Raw genomic sequence first — 23,572 nt, 5'->3', positions numbered from 1 at the left:
CCAAACGTTTGCTTGGTCGGCGCTGACTTTGCCGGCGTCGCTGTCGAACGCCGTAGGTGGGGACGTCTTGTTCGAGCGAACGGCGAAGTTATTCGGCCACTGCCGAGCCGCTGCGTCCCGCGAAGAGGCCTTCTTTCAGTGCTTCGGAAGAGACGTCGATGAGGCGCCCGTTCGCAACCTGAACGAGACGATCGGCGCATTCGAAATAGGCATCGTCGTGAGAAATGACGATGACCGTCTTGCCCTTGCGCTTGAGCTCGGGAATCAACTGCGTATAGAACACGCGCCTGAATACGGGATCCTGGTCGGCGGCCCATTCGTCGAAGAGATAGATCGGGCGGTCTTCCAGATACGACGCTATGAGCGCCATGCGCTTGCGTTGTCCGGAAGAGAGATTGACCGTGCTGAACCGGTTGCCCTTCATGCTGACCTTGTGGTCGAGTTCGAGCTTGTGAAGATACTGTGCCGCCTGCTTCGCGATTTGCGACTGGTCTTCACACAGCACTTCATCGAACAGATGAAAGTCGGCGAACACGGCCGAGAAGCGCTCGCGATAATGCGCAAGGTTGTCTCTCTCGACTTTTACACCGTTCAGTTCTACGTGCCCTTGCTCGGGCTCGTACAGTCCGAGCAGCAGCATCGCGAGCGTGGTCTTGCCGCTGCCGTTTCCGCCGATCAGATAAACGACTTCGCCCTGACGAATCGACAGATCGATCGGTCCGAGTGTGAACGGATGATCTTCCGTCAGCCCCGGATAGCGATGCGATACGGCGGAAAACCGGATCAGCGGCACGCCTTCGACCGCGGCCCCGAAGGGATCGTCTGCGGACCCATGACCGTCATCGTCCGCTTGCTGCATGAGCTCGGCATCGAGAATGCGGATGCGCTGGAGCGCAATCGACGCCTGACGAAGAATCGGCAAGATCGTCATGACTTCGCTGACCGGATGGATCAGGAAAAGAAGCAGGAGGGTGAGCGTCACGAGCACGCCGTGGGATTGTGGAAACCAGTGCGGCACGACGAGCAGGATCAGGCCGATCGCCACATAGAAGAGCATGCCACCGGCGTTGGCGACGAGCGAATAGATGAGCATCGCGCGGGTGAACGATCGGCGGAATGCGTGTGCGGTCGAATGGACGACGTGTTCGGTGAAGTATCGGGCTCGCGCGTCGTTGAGTTGCAATTCCCGCGTGCCTTCAAGCAAGGAACGAAAGTGCCGGAAGATGACATCGAGCTGATCTCGCACCGCTTGCATTTCGCGCAAGGGCCAGCGTTCGATACTGTGATAGATCGCCCCCCCGACGACGAGAAAGACGAAAAAGCACGCGAACGCCTGCCACGAAAGCCAGGCCATATACACGAGGCATACGACAATGAGCACGACGTTGCCGAACGCGAGCGGCAGCATTTGCGATGCCTGCGCGAACGTGTTGATGTCCGTGGTAAGAATGGCGAGCAGGCGCGGCTTCCCGAGCGATTGCAGCTTCTTGTAGGGCGTGCGCAGGATCTTGCGGCATAGCTCGATTCGAAGACTGCAGATCACCTGCTGACCGAAATCGAGCACGATGATCTGCGAACTCGTTCTGAACAGCAATTGCGCCGCGCACACCGCGAAGAAAACGATCACCAGTCCGCGCGTTTCGATCTGGCCGGCGGCGACCTGGCCGATGAGACGCGCGATCTCCGCGCTGCACAGCGCCCCGGCGAACCCGGCGATGACTGCAATGACCAGTCGCGGCATCGACTGTCGGCGAAGCTGCGCGGGAATGATCGAGAACATCACTGACCTCCGCTCACGGCATCCGGCAGCGAAGCAAGGAAGGCGTCGATCGTACGATTGAATTCGTCGGGGTTATCGGTCATCACCGCATGGCCGGCGCGGGATATCGTGGCGAGTTGCCCTTCACATAGCGCGTGATGCGCCATGCGTTGCGCAACCTGCGGCTTTAGCACCGCTGACCCGACGCCTCTCACGACGAGCGTCGGGCAGCGCACGGACGCCAGCATCTGCCACAGTTGTTCCGCCTGCGGCTCCCTCTTTTGCGGCGACTCATCGGCGACGCGCCGGTCCAGCTTCGGCTCGAACACTCCGGCCGGCGTGCGGCGCAACGCATGCAGCGCGAGATTGCGAAGCGCACGGCCGTTGGCCAGCGGACGCCGTTCGAGCAACCACGAGACATATCCGTCGACCGTGTCGAATGTAGCCGGCGTCTCGCGTATGTCGGCACGAACGCGTTGTGAACCCGATGCATCGGATTCCGGTCCGAAGTCCACCATGACCAGTCCGGAAACATGGTGTCCGAGCAGTGCGTTCAATTGCAGTGCGACACTGCCGCCGAGCGAATGACCGATAAGAACGGGCTTTCTTATGTTCATTGCAAGCAGAACCTGCAATACATCGCCCGCGAGGGTTGGCGAATCGTAAGCGCGCTCCGGGTCCCAGCTCGAATCTCCGTGGCCCCTCAGATCGATCGACACGAAACGATGTTCGGCCGACGCTGCGTCGGTCAATGTTCGCCATACGCCGCTGCACTCGCCGCGGCCGTGCAGCAAGACGCAGGGCGTGCCGATACTTCCGGACTCTTCGACGGAAATATCAAAACGGCCGTCGCGAACCTTGATGCTGCGACGCTGCATGAATAAGGGACGTTTCATCGTGAGCACCTGTCAGGAATGACGCTTAGTGTGTCTTTCGAAAGTTAGCGTGGGATGAGGACGCGGATCGGTTCGAATCACGGTCATGGGCTAACTGCGAACTAACTCTCGACGCATACCCTGACGCACATCCAAACCTACCGGTGGAGTGCTCATGAAAAGCGCCGAACATGTTTATGAAGCGCAGGATTCGCTGCTCGTCGAGTTTGCGGACACCGAGACGACCGACGTATCGCCGGAAGCACTCGCAGCGATGGTCGCCGAGGCAATGCGCGTGAAGCGATGCGTCGTTTCGATACCCGTCGACGATCGCGTTGTTGAGTTGTGCGCCGCTCGCGCGGAGGCATTCGGCGAAGTGCATATCGGGGAGAAGACGGCCATCGTCGAATACTCGGACGCGCGCGACAAGATGTTCGCCGTCCTCGCGCTGAACGGAAAGACGATAGGCGTCGTGCAAGTATCGGGACCGCGGCTCGGACGGCAATTCGATGAACATGATCTGAAGCTGCTTCGCATTCTCGGCACGTTCGTCACGCGATCCGTCGAGGCGGACCGGCTTGAGAAGCTCGTCGCCTCGCCGTTCGCTCAGGCAACGATCAAGCGATCCTCGGATCAGACGATCGGCGACATCGTCGCGCAATCCGTACAGAACCCGAGCCAGCTCTCGAAGATGCTTGCACGATCGTTCTATCGGGAGATGACGCGCGCGGGATTCGACTTCGGTCAGATCATCGGCGCAGCCACCGAAATCATTTCGGAACTCGCCAGCAACGTGCGCAAGCATACCGATCGCAAGCAGCGGCGCGCAGGTTGAGCGATCGTCATATCGGCGGCCTCGGCGCACTCTTTTCACTCCTTCCATTCCTTCGTTCGATAGCAGCGCCACCGGCCTAAGCCCGTGGCGCTGTTCGTTCTCTACTTCGCTGATGCACCAATCACATTCATCGATGCGAGGTTCTGTCCGATCATCGCGAGCGACGATGGCAGGCACATCTCGCCATGCATGCAGTCGATGTCGTAGTTCACGATCGAACCATTCACGCACGCTCGCCATTGCGCGCTACGTCGGGGTTGTCCGGGCGCTTCGGAGCGCGTCGCCGTGAAATAGACGATATCGCCATGGAACGACCGGGGCGTGTACATCGATTGCAACTGCATGTTCCGTTGCGTCGTGCCGATCAGCGTTGTGACGTGCTCGTCGGTGATATACGCCGGTATCAGCCGATGCTCACGCAGCGCGACCACGCGCTCGGTGGTCGATTGCAATGCCTGAAGCGTGAGCGTCAGATCGGGCGACATGTCCGGGAACGTCGCGGCGAACAGCGCCCATTCATCGACTTCGGATGCAGTGAGTCCGTCCGGAAGACGCGAATCCAGCAACACGAGCTCGCCGATCTTCTCGCCAAGGTTTTGCAGTTGCGTCGCCATTTCGTACGCGAGCAGTCCGCCGAAGGACCAGCCGAGGAGGTGATAGGGACCGTGAGGCTGAACCGTGCGGATGCGCGCGATATAGTCCGCCGCCATGTCGACGATGCTCGCGGGACGGTAGCCGGGCTCCTTCAACGCCGGCGTCTGGACGGCGTAGAGGGGCCGGTCGTCATCGATGATCTTCGCGAGACCCGCATAACTCCACGCCAGTCCGCCGACCGGATGAATGCAGAAGAGCGGTGCGCCGCTCCCCGATGCCCGGATAGGCAGAATCGGATCGAATTCGTTGTTCGAAGGCGCGGCGTTCAGTTGATCGGCGAGTTCCGCGACCGATGGCGCATTGAAGAGAACGCGAATCGAAATGTCCTGGCCGAGCTTCGCGTGAATCGATGCCATCAACTGAACAGCCAGCAACGAATGCCCGCCGAGCGCGAAGAAGTTGTCGAAGACACTCACGCGCTCGAGTCCGAGGACGCTGGCAAAGCACTGCGCGAGCGTATGTTCGAGCGAGGTGCGCGGCGCGACATAAGCGGCGAGATCCTGCCACTGCGGATCGGGCAATGCGCGCCGATCGAGCTTGCCGTTGGGCGTGAGCGGCAGCGCATCGAGCGTGACGAACGCCGATGGCACCATGTAATCCGGCAAGCGCGCAGTCACATGCTCGCGAAGCGCGTTCGTATCGATAGCGGTGGCGCCAGTGACATAGGCGATGAGCTGCTGGTCCTGCGTCTCTTCACGCCGCGCCCGTGCGATGACGACGGCCTCGCGCACGGCCGGATGACTCGCGAGCTGCGCTTCGATCTCGCCGAGTTCGATCCGGAAACCGCGAATCTTGACCTGATGATCGTTGCGTCCGAGGAACTCGAGATTGCCATCGGCGCGATAGCGCGCGAGATCGCCCGTGCGATAGATGCGCGCATCGGCAATGAACGGATCGTCGAGGAAGCGCTCGGCGGTGAGCTCGGCACGATTGAGATAACCACGCGCCACCCCCGCGCCACCGATATACAACTCGCCCACGGCACCCGGCGGCACGAGCCGGTAGTGCGCATCGAGCACGTACAGACGCGTGTTGGCAATCGGCCGGCCGACCGATACCGTGGATGACCTATGCGCGTCGCGGCCCGTGCGATAGCACGAGGACCAGACCGTCGTTTCAGTCGGACCGTAGAGATTCCACAGCGCCTTGACCTTCTCGTTCAGACGCGCCGCGAGGTTCGCGGACAACGCTTCGCCGCCGCACAGCGCGGTAAGCTTCGCGCTGCCGCTCCACTGCGTGTCGAGCAGCATGCGCCAGGTGGCCGGGGTCGCCTGCATGAAGCTGATGGCGTGTGCATCGATGAGCGCTTGCAACGCGAGCGGATCGGCCGCATCGTTGCGCGATGCGAGCACGATGCACGCGCCGGCGCTCAAGGGTAAATACAACTCCAGGCCCGCGATATCGAAGGATATCGTCGTGACAGCGAGCAGTGTGTCGGCGGCGTTCATCGAGGTGATATCGCGCATCGAGCACAGGAAGTTCAGCATCTGGCGATGCTCGATCATCACGCCTTTGGGCTTGCCTGTGGAGCCCGATGTAAAGAGCACGTATGCGAGATGATGTGGTTCGATTCTGGTTTGAGGATTGTCCTCTGATGCATCGAGCGATGCGTCCGGATCGAGCACGCTCAACGTACCCGTATCGCCGAGTGCTTCACGGCCGATGGCATCGGCGAGCAAGAGGCGCGGCGTCGAGTCAGTGAGGATGTGAGTCAGGCGTTCGCCGGGGTAAGCCGGATCGAGCGGCACATAGGCGCCGCCCGCTTTGAGTATCGCGAGCAACGTCACCACCATGCCGATGCCACGCTCCACGCACAGCGCCACGCGATCTTCCGGACGCACGCCCAACTTGATCAAATGATGCGCGAGCCGATTGGCACGCGCATTGAGTTGCGCATACGTGAGCGTCTGATCTCCAAAGATCAGCGCGATCGCATCGGGCGTGCGCTCGACCTGCTGCTCGAACAACTGATGAATGCACAGATCGACAGGGTACGACGCAGCCGTATCGTTCCACGTCTGGACCAGTAACTGACGCGTCTTGGGCGGCAGCACATCGAGTTGGTCGACGGGCGTCTGCGGTGCCTGCTCGAGTGCCTGCACGAGGCTCGATAACGCTTGCTCCATGTACCCGCACAACTGATCGGGCGAGAGCGGCGCGAGCGTTTGCGCGGTCAAGCCAAGGCTCTCGCCGTTGTCTTCGACAGCGAGCATGAGCGGATAGTTGGTGCGCTCTTCGGCGCCCAGCAGCTCGATCCCCTCGAAGGCATATTGTTCATCGGCGACGGCCTGGTTGTGGCGATAGTTCAGCAGCGCGCTAAAGAGCGGCGCGGGCGCGGCCACGCCACTGCATCGCTGAGCGAGTGCGAGCGGAGCATGCTGATGCTGCAGCAAGGCCGCGAGACGTTGATGCGTGTCACGCACGCTATCGACAACAGAGACATCGTTCACATCGAGGCGAATCGGCAAGGTGTTGATGAGCAGCCCGAGCGCCTGATCGACACCTGCCTGCATGCGCCCGAGCAGCACGGTGCCGAAGACGATGCGGCCATCGCCGGTGCTTGCCGCGTCGAGCACACGCGCCCATGCGAGATGACAGAGACTGGCGAGACTGACGCCGAGGTCTCGCGCCTGCGTGCGCAGACGCGTGTTCAACGCCGCGGGCAACGTCACGCGAGCTTCGGCGATCGAGGAGCCGTCGTGATGCACATCGGTGAAGCCGAAGGGCAGCGTGGGCTCGCTGAGCTCGGCGAGCATGTCGCGGAAGAACGCTTCATGCTCCTGCTGAGTGGCGCCGAGCCGCGCCTGCGCGACCAGATCGCGAAACGGTTGCGCCACATCGAGCGCATCGGCATGGCCCTCGAGCAATGCGCTGATCTCTTTCTGAATCACTTCGAGCGTAACGTGATCGCCGATCAGGTGATGCCACACGAGCAGCGCGAGCCAGCGCGGCGAATCGTGTTCCTTCGCGAGGGTGAGTCGAAGCAGGGGCGCCCGATGCAGAGGCAGGCGTTGCGAGCGCGCATCGAACAGACGCGCCAGTTGATCGACAGCCGGACCGTGTGCGGGATCGAGCTCGATCTCATCGATGGTGACAGGCGCTTGGCGACAGACGACTTGCGCGGGCGTGCTGATGCCGTCGTGGATGAAGGCGGTGCGCAGGATGTCGTGCCGTGCGATGATCCGTTGCAGCGCATCGAGCCAGGCATCCAGACGCTCGCGGCTATCGAAGGCGATGCGCGCGGTTTGCAGATACGGGTCGCCCTCGGTGCTCAGCATGTGATGGAACAGAATGCCTTCCTGCAGCGGTGCGAGCGCGTAAATGTCCTGCACGTTCGTTATGCCGCCCGGGACTTGTTCGACGATGGAGTCGATATCCGCTTGCGTCAAGGCGATGAGCGGCAGCATGGCAGGGGTGAGCGCGGTCGTGTCGGGCGTGATGACATTGGGCGGCACGACGATATCGTGCGCAATCGCACCGCGCTCGATCGATGCGGCAAGCGTGCTGAGCACGGGCGTGGCGAAGAGATCGCGCACATTGGCGTGCAGGCCGATGCGGCGCATGCGTTCGATGAGCGTGACGGCCAGCAGCGAATGGCCGCCGAGCGCGAAGAAGTTATCCTGCCGGCCGACGCGATCGAGGCCCAGCAATTCGGCCCACAGATCGGCGAGCGACGATTCGGTCTCGCCCAAAGGCGCTTCGAAGGGACGCAACGCGAAGGCATCGGCGTGCGGATCGGGCAGCGCGTGACGGTCGAGCTTGCCGTTGGGTGTGAGCGGCAGTGCATCGAGCATGACGATCGCTGAGGGCACCATGTAATCGGGCAAGCGCTCGGCGAGATGCTCGCGCAAGACACTGGCATCGACATCGGCGAGCAGCGTGACATAAGCGATGAGTTGCTGATCCTGCGAGGCTTCGCTGCGGGCCCGCGCGATGACGACCGCTTCACGCACGGCGGCATGATCCACGAGTTGCGCTTCGATCTCGCCGAGCTCGATACGGAAGCCGCGCACCTTCACCTGATGATCGTTGCGGCCGAGGAACTCGATGTTGCCATCGGCACGATAACGTGCGAGATCGCCTGTGCGGTACATGCGCTCGCCGGAAGCGAAGGGGTCGGCGACGAAGCGCTGCGCGGTGAGCGCCGCGCGCCGCAGATAGCCGCTCGCGAGACCCGTACCGCCGATATACAACTCACCCGTCACGCCGAGCGGCACAGGACGCAGGAATTCATCGAGAACATAGGCTCGCGTGTTGGCCAGCGGTCTCCCGATGGGAATCGACATGCCGTATGCGATGTCATCGTGATAGGCATGCGTCAACACGCCCACGGTCGTCTCGGTCGGGCCATAGTGATTCAGAATGCGCATGCCGGGCTTCAGTGCCTGCACGCGGCGGATCCAGTCGGAGCGCGTCGCTTCCCCGCCTAGCACGAGCAATTGCGTCGGCAATGCAGGCGCGGTGTCGAGCGTAACGTCAACGAGCGCGCGCAAATGTCCGGGCACGATCTTGAGCACATCGATTCCGCGCTGACGCATGTACTGCCCGAACAGATAGCTGTCAGTGGTGCGGTCGTTCGACAGCACATGCAGCTCGTGGCCAGCGACCAGCGCACCGAACAGAATCGTATTGCCCAGATCGGTCGCGATGGTTGAAGCGAGGGCCATCTTGCACGGCGCGAGCACGTTCATCCTCGCAAGCACGCCGCTCAGATAGTTCGATAGATTCCGATGACTCAGCACGACGCCCTTGGGCTTGCCGGTCGAGCCGGACGTGTAGATCACATACGCGGGGCTGTGCGACTGCAGGTCAATGGCGGGATCGATATCGGGACATGCTTCGATACGGCACGCTTCGTCGTCGGGACAAACGATCGAGACGTTAAGCGCGACCCGTGAAAGACCGTCGAGCAACGATGTCTGAGTCACGAGCAGCGATACATCGGCGTCGTCGAGCATGTACGCGAGGCGCTCGGCGACCGAGGCGGGATCGAGCGGCACATACGCAGCGCCTGCCTTGAGTATCGCCATCAACGCGACGATCATGTCGATGCCGCGCTCCATGCACAACGCGACGCGATGTTCCGGTTCGACGCCAAGCGCGATGAGATGGTGCGCAAGCCGATTAGCGCGCGCATCGAGTTGCGCATACGTGAGGGATTCGTCTTCGAAAACGAGCGCGATCGCATCGGGCGAGCGTCGGACCTGTTGGGCAAAAAGTTGATGGATACTCAAGTGCTCGGGATACGCAGCAGTGGTGTCGTTCCATCGCCTGAGGGATGCATGCTCTTCGGGTAGCACGATGTCGAACGCCTGCAGAGGCGCATCGGGTTTTTCTAGCGCTTGTTCGAGCAGACGCGCGAAGCGTTCCCCGAGCCTCGCAATCGTGTGCTCGTCGAAAAGATCGGATGCGTAGCTCAGGCTACCGGTAAAGCGCCCTTGCGTGTGCGCGAGCTTCAACGTGAGATCGAACTTCGCGCCGGCTTCGGAAGGAGGCAGCAACTCGAGCGTGAGTCCGGGCAAGGCGAGCGGCTCCGTCGGGGCGTTCTGCAACACGAACATCGCCTGGAAGAGCGCCGTACGGCTAGTATCGCGAGCGGGCGCGAGTGCTTCGACGAGCTTCTCGAACGGCAAGTCCTGATGCGCGTACGCGGCGAGCGTCGTATCGCGAACTTGCCTGAGCAATGTACGCAACGAAGGCGAGCCGGAGAGATCCGCGCGCATGACGAGCGTATTGATGAACAGGCCGATGAGCGGCTCGACTTGCGCATGCGTGCGATTGGCGATCGGCGAGCCCACCGCGATATCCGTTTGCCCGGACAAACGCGCGAGGAGCGTCTGGAAGACGGCGAGCAGCAGCATGAAGGGCGTGGCGCCTTCGCGTTGCGCGAGCGCGATCAGCCGCTCGGAAAGCGCCGGGCTGAGGGCGAAGGGCAAGCTGGCGCCGCGCCCGCTGATGTGCGAGGGCCGGGGGTGATCGGTCGGCAGATCGAGCGGCGCGAGGCCTTCGAGCCGATCGCGCCAGTACCGAGTCTGTCTTTCGAGCTCGGCGCCGGCGAGCCAATCGCGCTGCCACAAGGTGAAGTCGGCGTACTGCACATCGAGCGGCGGCAACGCAGCAGGCGCGTTCGACAACGCCGCCGTGTAGCACGCGCCGAGTTCACGCACGAGCACGCCCGTCGACCAGCCATCGTAGATGATGTGATGGATCGTGAACAGCAGGACATGCTCTCGCGCGGACAGGCGCAGCAATCTCGCTCGGAGCAGCGGACCCTGTTCAAGATCGAATGCGCGTGTTGCCTCATCTTGTGCGAGGCGGCGGACTTCGGTGGCCTGCGCATCGGCATCGAGCGTATCGAGCGCGATCAGCGGCACGGTGACCTGCGCTTGCATTGCGATGCGTTGAACCGGAACGCCGTCGTGTTGCGCGAAGCAAGTGCGCAGGACTTCATGCCGATCGATGAGCGCGTTCATCGCGGTCTGCAACGCCCGAGCATCGAGCGATCCGGTGAGACGCACGGCCACTGGAATGTGATACGCGGACTGACCCGGGTTGAGTTGCTCGAGGAACCATAAACGTTCCTGCGCGAAGGACAACGGCAGATGCGCGGGGCGCTCGCGCGTCTGCAAAGGCGGCAAGATGCTCGCGCGATCCGAAGGCGCATCGAGCGTCAGCGCTTCGGCAAGCAAAGCGACGCCAGGCGCATCGAACAGCGTCCGCAAGGGCAGCTCGATCGCAAGCGTCTGACGCAAACGCGAGACGAGTTGCGTAGCAAGCAGCGAATGGCCGCCGAGCGAGAAGAAGTTGTCGAAGACGCTCACGCGTTCGAGGCCGAGTACATCGGCGAAGCACTTCGCGAGCGTGTGTTCGAGCAAGGTGCGCGGCGCGACATACGCGGCAAGGTTTTGCCATTCAGGATCGGGCAACGCGCGACGATCGAGCTTGCCGTTGGGTGTCAGCGGCAGCGCGTCGAGCAGCACGAAGGCCGACGGCACCATATAGTCGGGCAGACGAGAACGTGCATGTTCCCGAAGTGCCTCGATGTCGATATCGCCGGTTGCCGTAACATAAGCGACGAGTTGCTGATCCAGCGTTTTTTGATGCCGCATGCGGCCGATGACGACAGCCTCGCGCACCGACGGATGACTGGCGACGTGCGCTTCGATCTCGCCGAGCTCGATACGGAAGCCGCGTATCTTGACTTGATGATCGTTGCGTCCGAGGAACTCGATATTGCCATCGGCGCGATAACGCGCGATATCGCCGGTTCGATACATGCGCGCGCCCGCGATGAACGGATCATCGATGAAACGTTCGGCCGTGAGTTCGGGCCGGTTCAGATAACCACGCGACACACCCGCGCCGCCTATAAACAACTCACCGATCGCGCCCGGCGGAACCCGCCGAAGGTGCGCATCGAGCAGATAGATGCGCGCGTTGGCAATCGGCTTGCCGATGACCGGCTGCACCTGGTCAGCCGTGATCTCGGTAAGCGCCGCATCGACGGTGCATTCGGTCGGACCGTAGACGTTGAACGCGCGAATCTGTTCAGCGTTCGCCAGTCGATTCCACGTCTGTTGTGTGATCGCTTCGCCGCCGATAAGCAAGGTCAGCTTCGACCGCCGGCGTTCGAGCAAGCCGCTGGCGAGCATGACATCGAGTTGAGTGGGCGTGCAGTCGAGCACGTCGATATCGGCGTTGTTCAGATAGTCGATGAGCACCGCACTATCGGTGCGCACGTCGGCGGGAATCACGATCAGTCGATGACCTGCAAGCAGCGCCGTGAGGCTCTTCAATGAAGAGTCGAACGCGATGCTCGCGTTCAGACCGATGCCGGAGCGCGCGGCGCAACGTGCGAACACCGTCGATTGCAGCGCGTAATGCAGATTCACGACATGGCGATGTTCGACCATCACGCCCTTGGGCTTGCCGGTGGAGCCGGAGGTGTAGATGACGTAGGCGAGATGATGCGGCGCGACGTTCGTTTGCGGGTTCTCTTGTGGGAGCGCTTCATCGAGCGATGCATCGATTTCGAGTACGTCGAGCGCGCCGGTGTCGCCCAATGCTTCCCGGCCCGCGGCATCGGCGAGCAGCAGACGCGGCGCGGCATCGGTGAGGATATGGTTCAGGCGCTCGCCCGGATAAGCCGGATCGAGCGGCACGTAAGCGCCGCCTGCCTTGAGTATCGCCATCAACGCGACGATTATGCCGATGCTGCGCTGCATGCACAGCGCGACGCGATCGTCCGGCCGGACGCCGAGCGCGATCATTCGATGCGCAAGCCGATTCGCGCGCGCATTGAGTTCGGCATACGTGAGCGATTCGCCTTCGAATACCAGCGCGGTCGCTTCAGGCGAGCGTCGTACCTGCTGCTCGAACAGACGATGGACGCATGCATCTTCGGGATGCGCCTCGGCCGTGTCGTTCCATCGTTCGAGCAGCGCATGCTCGTCAGGCAGCACCAGTTCGAACGCGTGCAAGGGCGCATCCGGTTGATCGAGCGCCTGTTCGAGCAGACGCGTGAAGCGTTCGCCCATGCGCACGATCGTCTGTTCATCGAACAGGTCGGTCGCATAAGCGAGCGTGCCTTGGAATCGATCTTGTGTATGCGTCAGATTCAGCGTGAGATCGAACTTCGCGCCGGCATCGGCGGGGCGCATCACTTCCAGCGTCAGGCCGGGCAGCGCGAGCGGCTCCATCGGCGCGTTCTGAAGGACGAACATGACCTGGAACAACGCCGTGCGGCTGGTGTCGCGAACCGGCGCGAGCGCTTCGACGAGCTTCTCGAACGGCAAGTCCTGATGGGCGTAAGCGGCGAGCGTGGTCTCACGCACTTGCGCGAGCAGGTCACGCAGCGACGGCGATCCCGAAAGATCGGCGCGCAAGACGAGCGTGTTGACGAACAGGCCGATGAGCGGTTCCGTCTGCGCATGCGTGCGGTTTGCGATCGGCGACCCTATGGCGATGTCGTTTTGACCGGACAGTCGCGCGAGCAGCGTCTGGAACACGGCGAGCAGCAGCATGAACGGCGTGACGCCCTCCCGATTCGCAAGCGCGTCGATCCGTTCGCATAACGCGGCACCTACCGCGAATGGCACACTCGCACCGCGTCCGCTCATTTGCGATGGACGTGGGCGATCGGCGGGCAGGTTCAGCGGTGCGAGTTCGGCGAGCTGATTGCGCCAGTATTGCGTCTGACGGTCGAGTTCTGCACCCGCCAGCCAATCGCGCTGCCACAAGGTGAAGTCGGCGTATTGCACGGCCAGCGGCGGCAGTGAAACAGGCTCATTGCGTAACGCAGCCGCATAGCCCGCACCGAGTTCACGCACGAGCACGCCCGTCGACCAGCCATCCGAGACGATATGATGCATCGTGAACAGCAGCACATGTTCGTCTTGTGCAACGCGCAGCAGGAGTGCGCGCAGCAACGGACCGCGCTGAAGATCGAATGCCCGCGTGGCTTCGTCCTGCGCGAGTCGACGCAGTTCGGCGGCTTGCGCATCAGATGCAAGCGCATCGAGCGCGATGACCGGCAGCGCGATGTGCAAGTGCGGCGCGATGCATTGCACGGCCTGTCCGTCGTATTGCGCGAACGTGGTTCGCAAGCTCTCGTGACGCTCCACGAGCGCGTTCAGCGCGGTCTCGAATGACGGCACATCGAGCGATCCGTTCAGACGCACCGCGACTGGAATGTTATACGCGGATTGTCCGGGATCCAGTTGTTCGAGGAACCACATACGTTCCTGCGCGAAGGAAAGCGGCAGATGAGCGGGTCGCTCGCGTGCTTGCAGAGGCGGCAAGGCGCTCGCGACGCGACGTGACTCATCGAGCGCAAGCACTTCGGCAAGCGCTGCAACGCTCGGCGCATCGAACAAGGCACGCAGCGGCAAGTCGATGGAGAGCGCTTGGCGCACGCGCGAAACGAGTTGCGTGGCCAGCAGCGAATGACCGCCCAGCGAGAAGAAGTTATCGAACACGGCGACACGTTGAAGGCCGAGCACACTGGCAAAGCATTGCGCGAGGGTTTCTTCCAGCGATGTGCGCGGCGCGACATATGTGGCCTGATCCTGCCACTGCGGATCGGGCAATGCGCGACGATCGAGCTTGCCGTTGGGCGTCAGCGGCAAGGCATCGAGCACCACGAACGCCGAGGGCACCATGTAATCGGGTAAGCCCGATGCAAGATGTTCGCGCAACATGCCCGCGTCGATCTCGTCCGTACCGGTGACGTACGCGATGAGTTGCTGATCCTGCGTCGCTTCATGCCGCGCGCGCGCGATGACGACAGCCTCCCGCACCGACGGATGACTCGCGATCTGCGCCTCGATCTCGCCGAGTTCGATACGGAAACCGCGAATCTTGACTTGATGATCGTTGCGTCCGAGAAATTCGATGTTGCCATCGGCGCGATAGCGTGCGATGTCGCCGGTGCGATACATGCGCCCGCCCGGTACGAAGGGATCGTCGAGGAAGCGCTCAGCGGTGAGTTCGGGACGGTTCAGATAGCCGCGTCCGACACCCGCGCCGCCGACATAGAGTTCGCCCACGGCGCCGATAGGCATCAGGCGGCGCTCGGCGTCGAGCAGATAGATGCGCGTGTTCGCGATGGGACCGCCGATCGGCACCGGGTTCGACTCTTCCGGCAGGCACCGATACGCGGTCGCCCAAACCGTCGCTTCCGTCGGACCGTATTCGTTGTAGAGGGCGACCGGTCGAGGCAGCGTGGAGCTTTGCTTCGCGAGTCCGGGCGGGCACGCTTCGCCCGCTACGATGATCTCGCGAAGCTTATGATCATCGCTCGACGACATACTGTCGAGAATGGCCTGACCGAGCGACGGCACGCACAACACACGCGTGATGTCGCGGTGCCGCACCAGTTCGATGATCGCGTCCGGGTCTCGCGCGGTATCGAGATCGACGAGCGCAAGACAGCCTCCGTTCGTGAGTGTGCCGAAGAGGCCTGCGACGGAGCTGTCGAACGCGAGCGACGACAGCAGCAGGAAGCGTTCGTTCGGTGCGCGCTCATAGAACCGGTGCCGCGCGAAGGTGGACGCGACGAGCGTTCCGTGCTCGATCGCCACGCCTTTGGGCTTGCCGGTCGAACCCGATGTATAGATCACATAAGCAAGGTTGCTCGGCCTGACGTTCGGGTGCGGATCATCCTGCGGATACGCGTCGTCGAGCGCTGCTTGCGGATCGATGACAGTGAGCGAACCCGTGTCGCCCAATGCTTCGCGACCGGCGGCATCGGCAATGAGCAGACGAGGCATCGCATCGGTGAGGATATGCGTCAGGCGTTCGCCCGGATAAGCGGGATCGAGCGGCACGTACGCGCCGCCTGCCTTCAGTATCGCCATCAACGCGACGATTCCTCCGATGCCGCGTTCCATGCAGAACGCGACGCGATCTTCCGCTTGCACGCCGAGCGCGATCAGCCGATGCGCAAGCAGGTTCGCGCGCGCATCGAGCTGCGTGTACGTGAGCGACTGGTCCGCGAAGATGAGCGCGAGGGCATCCGGCGTGCGCCGGACTTGCTCTTCGAAGAGTTGCTGAATGCAAACATCGTCGCGATAAGCCGTTGTCGTGTCATTCCATCGTTCGAGGAGCGCGTGCTCCTCGGGCAGCACGATGTCGAGCGCAAAGAGCGGCGCATCGGGCTGATCGAGCGCCTGTTCGAGCAAGCGCGCGAAGCGCTCGCCGAAGCGCGCGATGGTGCGTTCATCGAAGAGGTCGGTGGCGTAGTTCAGGCTGCCGGTCAGATGGTCTTGCGTATGAGTCAGGTCCAACGTGAGATCGAACTTGGCGCCGGCTTCGGCCGGTGGCAGCGGTTCCAGCGTGAGGCCGGGCAGCGCGAGTGGTTCGAGCGGCGCGTTCTGTAACACGAACATCACCTGAAACAACGCGGGGCGGCTAGTGTCCCGAACCGGCGCGAGTGCTTCGACGAGCTTTTCGAACGGCAAATCCTGATGCGCGTAAGCAGCGAGCGTCGTTTCGCGGACTTGCGTGAGCAACGTACGCAACGACGGCGATCCCGAAAGATCGGCGCGCAGCACGAGCGTATTGACGAAGAGGCCGATGAGTGGCTCGATCTGTGCATGCGTGCGATTGGCGATGGGCGAGCCGACGGCGACATCGTTCTGTCCGGAAAGGCGCGCAAGCAGCGTCTGGAACACGGCGAGTAGCAGCATGAAAGGCGTGACGCCTTCCCGCTGCGCGAACGCATACAGCCGTTCGCACAGCGCGGGGCCGAGCGCGAAAGGCAAGGTCGCGCCGCGTCCGCTGATCTGTGCGGGGCGTGGACGGTCGAGAGGCAAGTCCAGCGGCGCGAGATCGGCAAGACGACCGCGCCAGTATTGCGTCTGGCGTTCCAGTTCCGCATCGGCGAGCCAGGCACGCTGCCAAATCGTGAAGTCGGCGTACTGCACGGGCAAGGGCGGAAGCGCAACCGGCTCCTTGCGCACGGCAGCCGTATAGCATGCGCCGAGTTCGCGAACGAGCACGCCGATAGACCAGCCGTCCGAGACGATGTGATGCATCGTGAACAACAGGACATGTTCAGCGGATGACAACCGCAGCAATCGCGCGCGAAGCAGCGGTCCATGTTGAAGATCGAAGGCGCGCGAGGCTTCGATCTGCGCGAGACGGTGAACCTCGGCGCTTTGCTCATCGGCGACGCGTTCATCGAGTTCGATGATCGGCAGCGCGATCTTCAGACTGGGCGCTATGCATTGCATCGCTTGGCCGTTGTGCTCCACGAACGATGTGCGAAGGCTCTCGTGACGTGCCACGAGCGCGTTCAACGCGGTTTCGAATGCGTGAACATCGAGCGAGCCGAAAAGGCGCACGGCGACGGGTATGTTGTACGTCGATTGTCCCGGATCGAGTTGATCGAGGAACCACAAGCGTTCCTGTGCGAACGACAGCGGCACTTGCGCGGGACGCGGCAACGCTTGCAACGGCGGGCGCGCCCCGGCGCGATGAGCCGTGTCCTCCAACGCGTCGGCGAGCGCGGCGACGCTCGGCGCATCGAACAGCGTGCGCAAGGACAATTCGATCGACAGGGCTTCGCGCAGTCGCGAGACGAGTTGCGTGGCGAGCAGCGAGTGCCCGCCAAGCGCAAAGAAGTCATCGAAGATGCTCACGCGTTCGAGGCCGAGCACGCTGGCAAAGCACTCGGCAAGCGATGTCTCGAGCGATGTCCGCGGCGCGACATACACGGCGAGGTTCTGCCATTGCGGATCAGGCAGCGCGCGTCGATCCAGCTTGCCGTTCGTCGTAAGCGGCAAGGCATCGAGCGTCACGAACGCGGACGGCACCATGTAATCCGGCAGACGCGAACCGAGATGCTCGCGAAGGTCGCTCGTGTCGATGTCGGAAACGCCGGTGATATAGGCGATGAGTTGCTGATCCTGCGTCGCTTCATCGCGTGCGCGCGCGATGACGACGGCTTCGCGCACCGCCGGATGACTGGCGATCTGCGCTTCGATCTCTCCCAACTCGATACGAAAGCCTCGAACCTTGACCTGATGATCGTTGCGCCCGAAAAACTCCAGACTGCCATCGGGACGATACCGTCCGAGATCGCCCGTGCGATAGAGCCGCGCGCCCGGAACGAAGGGATCGTCGATGAAACGCTCCGCGGTCAGCTCGGGCCGATTGAGATAGCCGCGCGCCACGCCCGCGCCGCCGACATACAACTCGCCGACCGCACCGACAGGCGCGAGCCGCTGTTGCGCATCGAGCAGATAGATCGTGAGGTCAGGAATGCGCACGCCGATCGGGCTGTGGCTGTCCGCGCAGTCTTCGCGATCGAGCGGTCGATAAGTCACATGCACGGTCGTCTCGGTGATGCCGTACATGTTGACGAGGCGCGGATGCCGATCCGGATGACGCGCGTACCACGGCTCCAGCATCGAAGGATTCAACGCCTCGCCGCCGAATATCACATAGCGCAACGCGGTGGGCGCATCGTTCGTCTCCTGCGCCTGAATCAATGCGCGAAACGCGCTCGGTGTCTGATTCAGTACGGTCACGCGTTCCCGCTGAAGCAGTCGAAGAAAGTCGGGCGCGAAGCGCGCAAGCTGTTGCGGCACGATCACGAGCTTGCCGCCATAACGCAGCGCGCCCCACATTTCCCAGACCGAGAAGTCGAAGGCGAACGAGTGGAACAGGCACCATACGTCGCGTTCATCGAAATTGAACCAGTCGTGCGTCGCATCGAAGAGGCGAACGATCTGCGCGTGCTCGATCATCACACCCTTGGGCTTGCCGGTAGAACCGGACGTGTAGATCACGTATGCGAGATGCGACGGAGCGACGGCCGTGACCGGATCGTCTTGCGAGATGTCGTCGTCGAGCAATGCATCGGGATCGATCACGGTAAGCTCGCCCGTATCGCCGAGCGCCGCGCGGCCGGGGGCGTCGGCGAGCAACAGGCGCGGCGTCGAGTCGCTGAGAATGTGGCTCAGGCGCTCGCCCGAATAAGCGGGATCGAGCGGCACATAAGCGCCACCGGACTTGAGGATCGCGAGCAACGCGACCATCATGCCGATGCCACGCTCCACACGTAACGCGACGCGATCTTCCGGCCCCACGCCCAGCGCGATCAGACGATGCGCGAGCCGGTTCGCTCGCGCATTGAGCTTCGCATAGGTCATGGATTGATCTTGGAAGACGAGCGCGACCGCGTCGGGCACGCGCCTGGCCTGTTGCTCGAAAAGCTGGTGAATGCACATGTCCGATGGATACGAAGCCGTGTCGTTCCATGTCTTCACCAGCAGCTCATACGTGTCGGGCGGCACGACGTCGAGCTGATTCACTGGCGTTTGCGGCGCTTCTTCGAGTGCGTGCGCAAGGCTCGACAAAGCCTGCGCCATATATCCACAGAGCTGTGCGGGCGACAGCGGCGCAACGGTCTGCGCGATGAGACCGAGACTATCGCCGTTGTCATCGACGCACAACGTCAGCGGATAATTGGTGCGCTCTTCGGCGCCGAGCAGTTCGATGCCGTGGGTGTGCCGGTCGTCGGATGCGCGATTATGACGATAGTTGAGCAGCGCATTGAAGAGCGGCGCGGGCGCGGCGACGCCGCTGCATCGTTGAGCGAGCGCGAGCGGGGCATGCTGATGCTGCAGCAGCGCGGCGAGACGGTCATGCGCAAGACGCGCGCTGTCAGCGACGGAAGCGTCGTCGATGTCGAAGCGAACCGGCAAGGTGTTGATTACGAGCCCGAGCGCCTGGTCGACGCCCGCCTGCATGCGTCCGAGCAACACGGTGCCGAATACCACGCACCCATCGGAATCCAGTGCGCTGCCCGCGTTCAACACGCGCGCCCACGCGAGATGACAGAGACTCGCGAGACTGACGCCGATATGCCGGGCCTGCGCGCGCAGACGCGCATCGAGTTCGGCGGGCAGCGTGATCTGCGCTTCGGCGACGGCCGAGCCGTCGTGATGCACATCGGTCAAGCCGAACGGCAACGTGGGCTCGCTGACATCGGCGAGCATGTCGCGGAAAAAGGCTTCCTGCGCGTCATGGTTCGCCCCGAGCCGGGCCTGCGCGACAAGGTCGCGGAATGGTTGCGCCGCGCCCAACGCGTGCGCGCGGCCCTCGAGAATCGCGCCGATTTCCGCATGCATGACCTCGAGCGTCGCATGATCGCCGATCAGATGATGCCAGTTCAATTGCATCAGCCAGCGATCCCCGCTCGCGTCGCGTGCGATTGCAATCTGCATCAGGGGCGCGCGAGCGAGATCGAGGCGCTGCGTGCGCGCATCGAAATGATGCGTCAGATCGTCGACCTCGACGATCGTCACGGGCGCATGACGCAGGACGACTTGCGCCGCCGTCGTCACGCCTTCGTGAACGAACGCAGTGCGCAGAATGTCATGCCGCGCGACGACGTGTTGCAACGCATCGACCCATGCATCGAGACGGGCGCGGCTGTCGAACGCGAGGCGCGCGGTTTGCAGATACGGATCGCCTTCCGTCGTGAGCATGTGATGAAACAGGATGCCTTCCTGAAGCGGCGCGAGTGCATAGATATCCTGAACGTTAGAGATTCCGCCAGGCATTTGATCGGCGATGCGATCGATATCCGTCTGCGTCAGCGAGATGAGCGGCAGCATGTCCGGCGTGATGGCGCTGTTCGCGGGCGTGATGACATTGGGCGGCACGACAATGTCGGACTTCGGCGCGGCGTAATCGATGGCATCGGCGAATGCGCTGAGCACGGGCGTCGCGAAGAGATCTCGCACGCTCGCTTGCAACCCGATGCGCCGCAAGCGCTCGATCAGCGTCACCGCGAGCAGCGAGTGGCCGCCGAGCGCGAAAAAATTGTCATGCCGACCGACACGTTCGATTCCCAGCAGTTCAGCCCACAGTCCGGCAAGCGCGCTTTCGGTGCGACCTTGCGGTGCTTCGAAGGGACGCAGCGCGAAGGCGTCGGCTTGCGGATCGGGCAACGCGCGGCGATCGAGCTTGCCGCTCGGCGTAAGCGGCAGCGCATCGAGCGCAACGAACGCGGCGGGCGTCATATAGTCGGGAAGACGCGTGCTCAGATGTTCGCGCAAGTCGCTTGCGTCGATGCCGAATTCATCGCGTGCGGTGACATAGGCGATGAGTTGCTGATCCTGCGAGCCGGGCGTGCGCGAACGCGCAATCACCACCGCATCGCGCACGGCCGGATGACTCGCGATCTGCGTCTCGATCTCGCCGGGCTCGATGCGGAAGCCGCGAATCTTGATTTGCAGATCATTGCGTCCGAGGAATTCGATATTGCCGTCGAGATGAAAGCGGGCGAGATCGCCGGTGCGGTACATGCGTGCGCCGGGCACGAACGGATCGTCGAGAAAGCGCTCGGCCGTGAGCTCGGGACGATTCAGATAGCCGCGCGCGACACCCGCGCCGCCGATATACAGCTCGCCCACCGCGCCAGGCGGCACCGTGCGACGCCGTGCGTCGAGCACATACGTGCGCGTGTTGGCGAGCGGCTTGCCGATAACCGGTCGCGCCTGTTCATGCGTGATCTCCGCGAAAGTCGCATCTACCGTGCATTCGGTCGGACCATAGACGTTGAACGCACGTATGCCTTGTGCGCGCGCAAGACGGCTCCACGTCTGCGGCGTGAGCGGTTCACCGCCGACGAGCACGGTCAGTGGCGCTTGCCGTCGTTCGAGCAGACCGGCCGAGAACAGCGATTCGAGTTGCGTCGGCGTGCAGTCGAAAACGTCGATACCGGATGTGTCGAGAAAATCGACGAGCGCCATCGCGTCGGTGCGCACATCGGCGGGAACGATGACGAGCCGATGCCCGGACAGCAACGCGGTGAGATTCTGGACGGACGCATCGAAGGCGATGCTTGCGTTCAGCGTCACGCCCGCATGCGGCGCGCAATGCGCGAACACGGTCGATTGCAACGCATGATGCAGGTTCATCACGTGCCGGTGCTCGACCATCACGCCCTTGGGCTTGCCGGTGGAACCCGACGTGTAGATCACATACGCGAGATGATGCGAGGCGAGGGCGGGCACATGCGGATCGTCTTTCGGCAGGGCATCGTCGAGCGATGCATCCGGATCGAGCACCGTAAGCACGCCGATATCACCGAGCGCGTGACGGCCCGCTGCATCGGCGACGAGCAACCGAGGCGAGGCATCGCCGAGTATGTAACTCAGACGTTCGCCCGGGTAAGCTGGATCGAGCGGGATGTAAGCGCCGCCCGACTTGAGTATGCCGAACAACGCGACGATCGCGCCGATGCCGCGCTCCATACACAAGGCGACGCGACCTTCGGGACGCACGCCGAGCGCGATGAGCCGATGCGCGAGCCGGTTCGCGCGCGCATTGAGCTGCGCAAACGTGAGCGATGCGCCATCGCAGACGAGTGCGACGGCGTCGGGCGTGAGCCGTGCCTGCTGCTCGAGAAGCCGATGAATGCACTCATGCTCCGAATACGGCGCGGTCGTGTCGTTCCAGCGTTCGAGGAGCGCCTGCCTTTCAGGTAACACGAGCTGAAGCGTATGGAGCGGCGCATCGGGCCGATCGAGCACTTGTTCGAGGAGACGTGTGAAGCGGCGCGCGTGCGCCTCGACGGACTCGGGCGTATAGAGCAACGGATTGCCATCGAACATCAATTCGATGCCAAGTTCATCGCCCTGGTCATGCACGATCAGCGCGAGATCATCGGGCGTGCCATAGAAGGAGCGATTCGAGCCGATGATGCAGCCCGCGAAGTTCAGCGCACGGCTGTACTCCGGCATGATGTTCACCGTGGGACCGAAGAGCGGCCTGTCGGCTTCGATGCGGCCGACATCGCGCCGGATATCTTTCACGCGATAGCGCTGATGACGCAGCACGCGGCGGCTTTGCCGCGAGACGGCATCGAGAAGATCGACGATTGTCGTGCGTTCGTCGACGATCGCTCGTAACGGCAGCGCATTCGACAACATGCCCGGCACGCTTCTCGCCAGACGTCCGACGCGTGCGGCGACGGGCAACCCGAGCACCACTTCGGGCTGGCCGCTCAGACGTGCGACATAGGCGGCCATGACCGCCGTCATGATTTGCGGCCAGGTCGTGCCGTTGCGTTCGGCCATATCGCGCATGAGCGCGGTCGTGTCGGGCGACAGACGGATCCGCGCGCTCGCCTGCGAATAGGCTTCTGCGGGCATCGGCTCGGGCGCCATGCATGCCGAGAGGATCACAGGCTCGGGGCAACCCGCCATGTATTCGTGCCAGAACTGCCGATCGTTTTCGAAGGCGCTGGACGCGCGATACGCGGCGTCGTTATCGAGGAGATCGGCAAGACGCGCCCAGCCGGACGGTGCGGGATCGTCTCCTTGGATCAGTGCCGAGTAAATGGCTGCGAGCCGCTGCGTGAACAGCAAAAACGAAAAGCCATCGAACGCTACATGGTGAATCCGCTGAAAGAAGAAGAAGCGCGTGGGGCTCGCCTGAAAGAGCTGCCCATCGAATAGCGGCCAATGGCCGAGGTCGAAGGCGGTGGCCAGCGCGATCTGCACAGCGCGATCGATTGCTTCCAGCGGATCGGGTGCATCGCTTACATCGACCACGCGCAGTGTGAAGTGCAACGGCTCATCGGGGACGATCTGACGCGGCAACCCGTCGGTGACGGAGAGGCGCACGCGCATGCCTTCGGCTTCGTCGATGGTTTGCCGCAGCGCTGCCTGAAGCGCATCGACATCGAGCGGTCCGATGATCTCCGTGAGTTGAGCAAGATTGAAGCGCGGATCGCGCAAATCGAGTTGCTGTCGAAAGAAGATGCCCGATTGAGCGGGCGTGATGGGAAAACCGTGCATGGCGTCGATCCGTAGTGGAGAGCACGCGCGTGCTCTGAAAGCGATAGTCGAGAACGTCGTCATCGGAACGCGTGGAAGAAGCGCACGCGCGTTCGCGCGTGGTTGCATCTGGCACAGGTCCTTGCGTGTT

At 62.7% G+C, this 23,572-nt stretch carries 4 protein-coding genes; 1 reads left to right on the top strand and 3 read right to left on the bottom strand.

Features of this window, described 5'->3' with window-relative positions:
• Positions 1 to 88: 88 nt before the first annotated feature.
• Positions 89 to 1,780: a cyclic peptide export ABC transporter gene (locus BG60_RS08785; RefSeq protein ID WP_008345481.1), complete on the bottom strand. Its 1,692-nt coding sequence runs from the start codon at positions 1,778 to 1,780 to the stop codon at positions 89 to 91.
• Positions 1,780 to 2,655, bottom strand: coding sequence for an alpha/beta fold hydrolase (locus BG60_RS08780; RefSeq protein ID WP_235366135.1), 876 nt, complete (start codon positions 2,653 to 2,655; stop codon positions 1,780 to 1,782). The genes BG60_RS08785 and BG60_RS08780 overlap by 1 nt, the downstream gene beginning before the upstream one ends.
• A gap of 154 nt (positions 2,656 to 2,809) precedes the next feature.
• On the opposite strand from BG60_RS08780, the gene BG60_RS08775 reads away from it, so the two are divergent.
• Positions 2,810 to 3,469 carry a hypothetical protein gene (locus tag BG60_RS08775; RefSeq protein ID WP_008345485.1) on the top strand — a complete coding sequence of 220 codons (660 nt, stop codon included), beginning with the start codon at positions 2,810 to 2,812 and terminating at the stop codon, positions 3,467 to 3,469.
• A gap of 101 nt (positions 3,470 to 3,570) precedes the next feature.
• Here the strand turns inward: BG60_RS08775 and BG60_RS08770 are convergent, their stop codons facing one another.
• Complete coding sequence (locus BG60_RS08770) at positions 3,571 to 23,442, bottom strand: non-ribosomal peptide synthase/polyketide synthase (protein WP_051996444.1); 19,872 nt, start codon at positions 23,440 to 23,442, stop codon at positions 3,571 to 3,573.
• Positions 23,443 to 23,572 lie beyond the last annotated feature (130 nt).

Origin of the sequence: Caballeronia zhejiangensis, assembly GCF_000698575.1 — a bacterium.
Classification (GTDB): Bacteria; Pseudomonadota; Gammaproteobacteria; order Burkholderiales; family Burkholderiaceae; genus Caballeronia; species Caballeronia zhejiangensis.
Note: the sequence above shows the minus strand (reverse complement) of the source record. Positions and strands in the feature narration are given on the sequence as shown.

What these genes read in the sequence shown, in the direction of transcription:
- BG60_RS08770 (WP_051996444.1), bottom strand. Translation starts at nt 23,442, where the DNA reads ATGCACGGTTTTCCCATCACGCCCGCTCAATCGGGCATCTTCTTTCGA.
- BG60_RS08785 (WP_008345481.1), bottom strand. Translation starts at nt 1,780, where the DNA reads ATGTTCTCGATCATTCCCGCGCAGCTTCGCCGACAGTCGATGCCGCGA.
- BG60_RS08780 (WP_235366135.1), bottom strand. Translation starts at nt 2,655, where the DNA reads ATGAAACGTCCCTTATTCATGCAGCGTCGCAGCATCAAGGTTCGCGAC.
- BG60_RS08775 (WP_008345485.1), top strand. Translation starts at nt 2,810, where the DNA reads ATGAAAAGCGCCGAACATGTTTATGAAGCGCAGGATTCGCTGCTCGTC.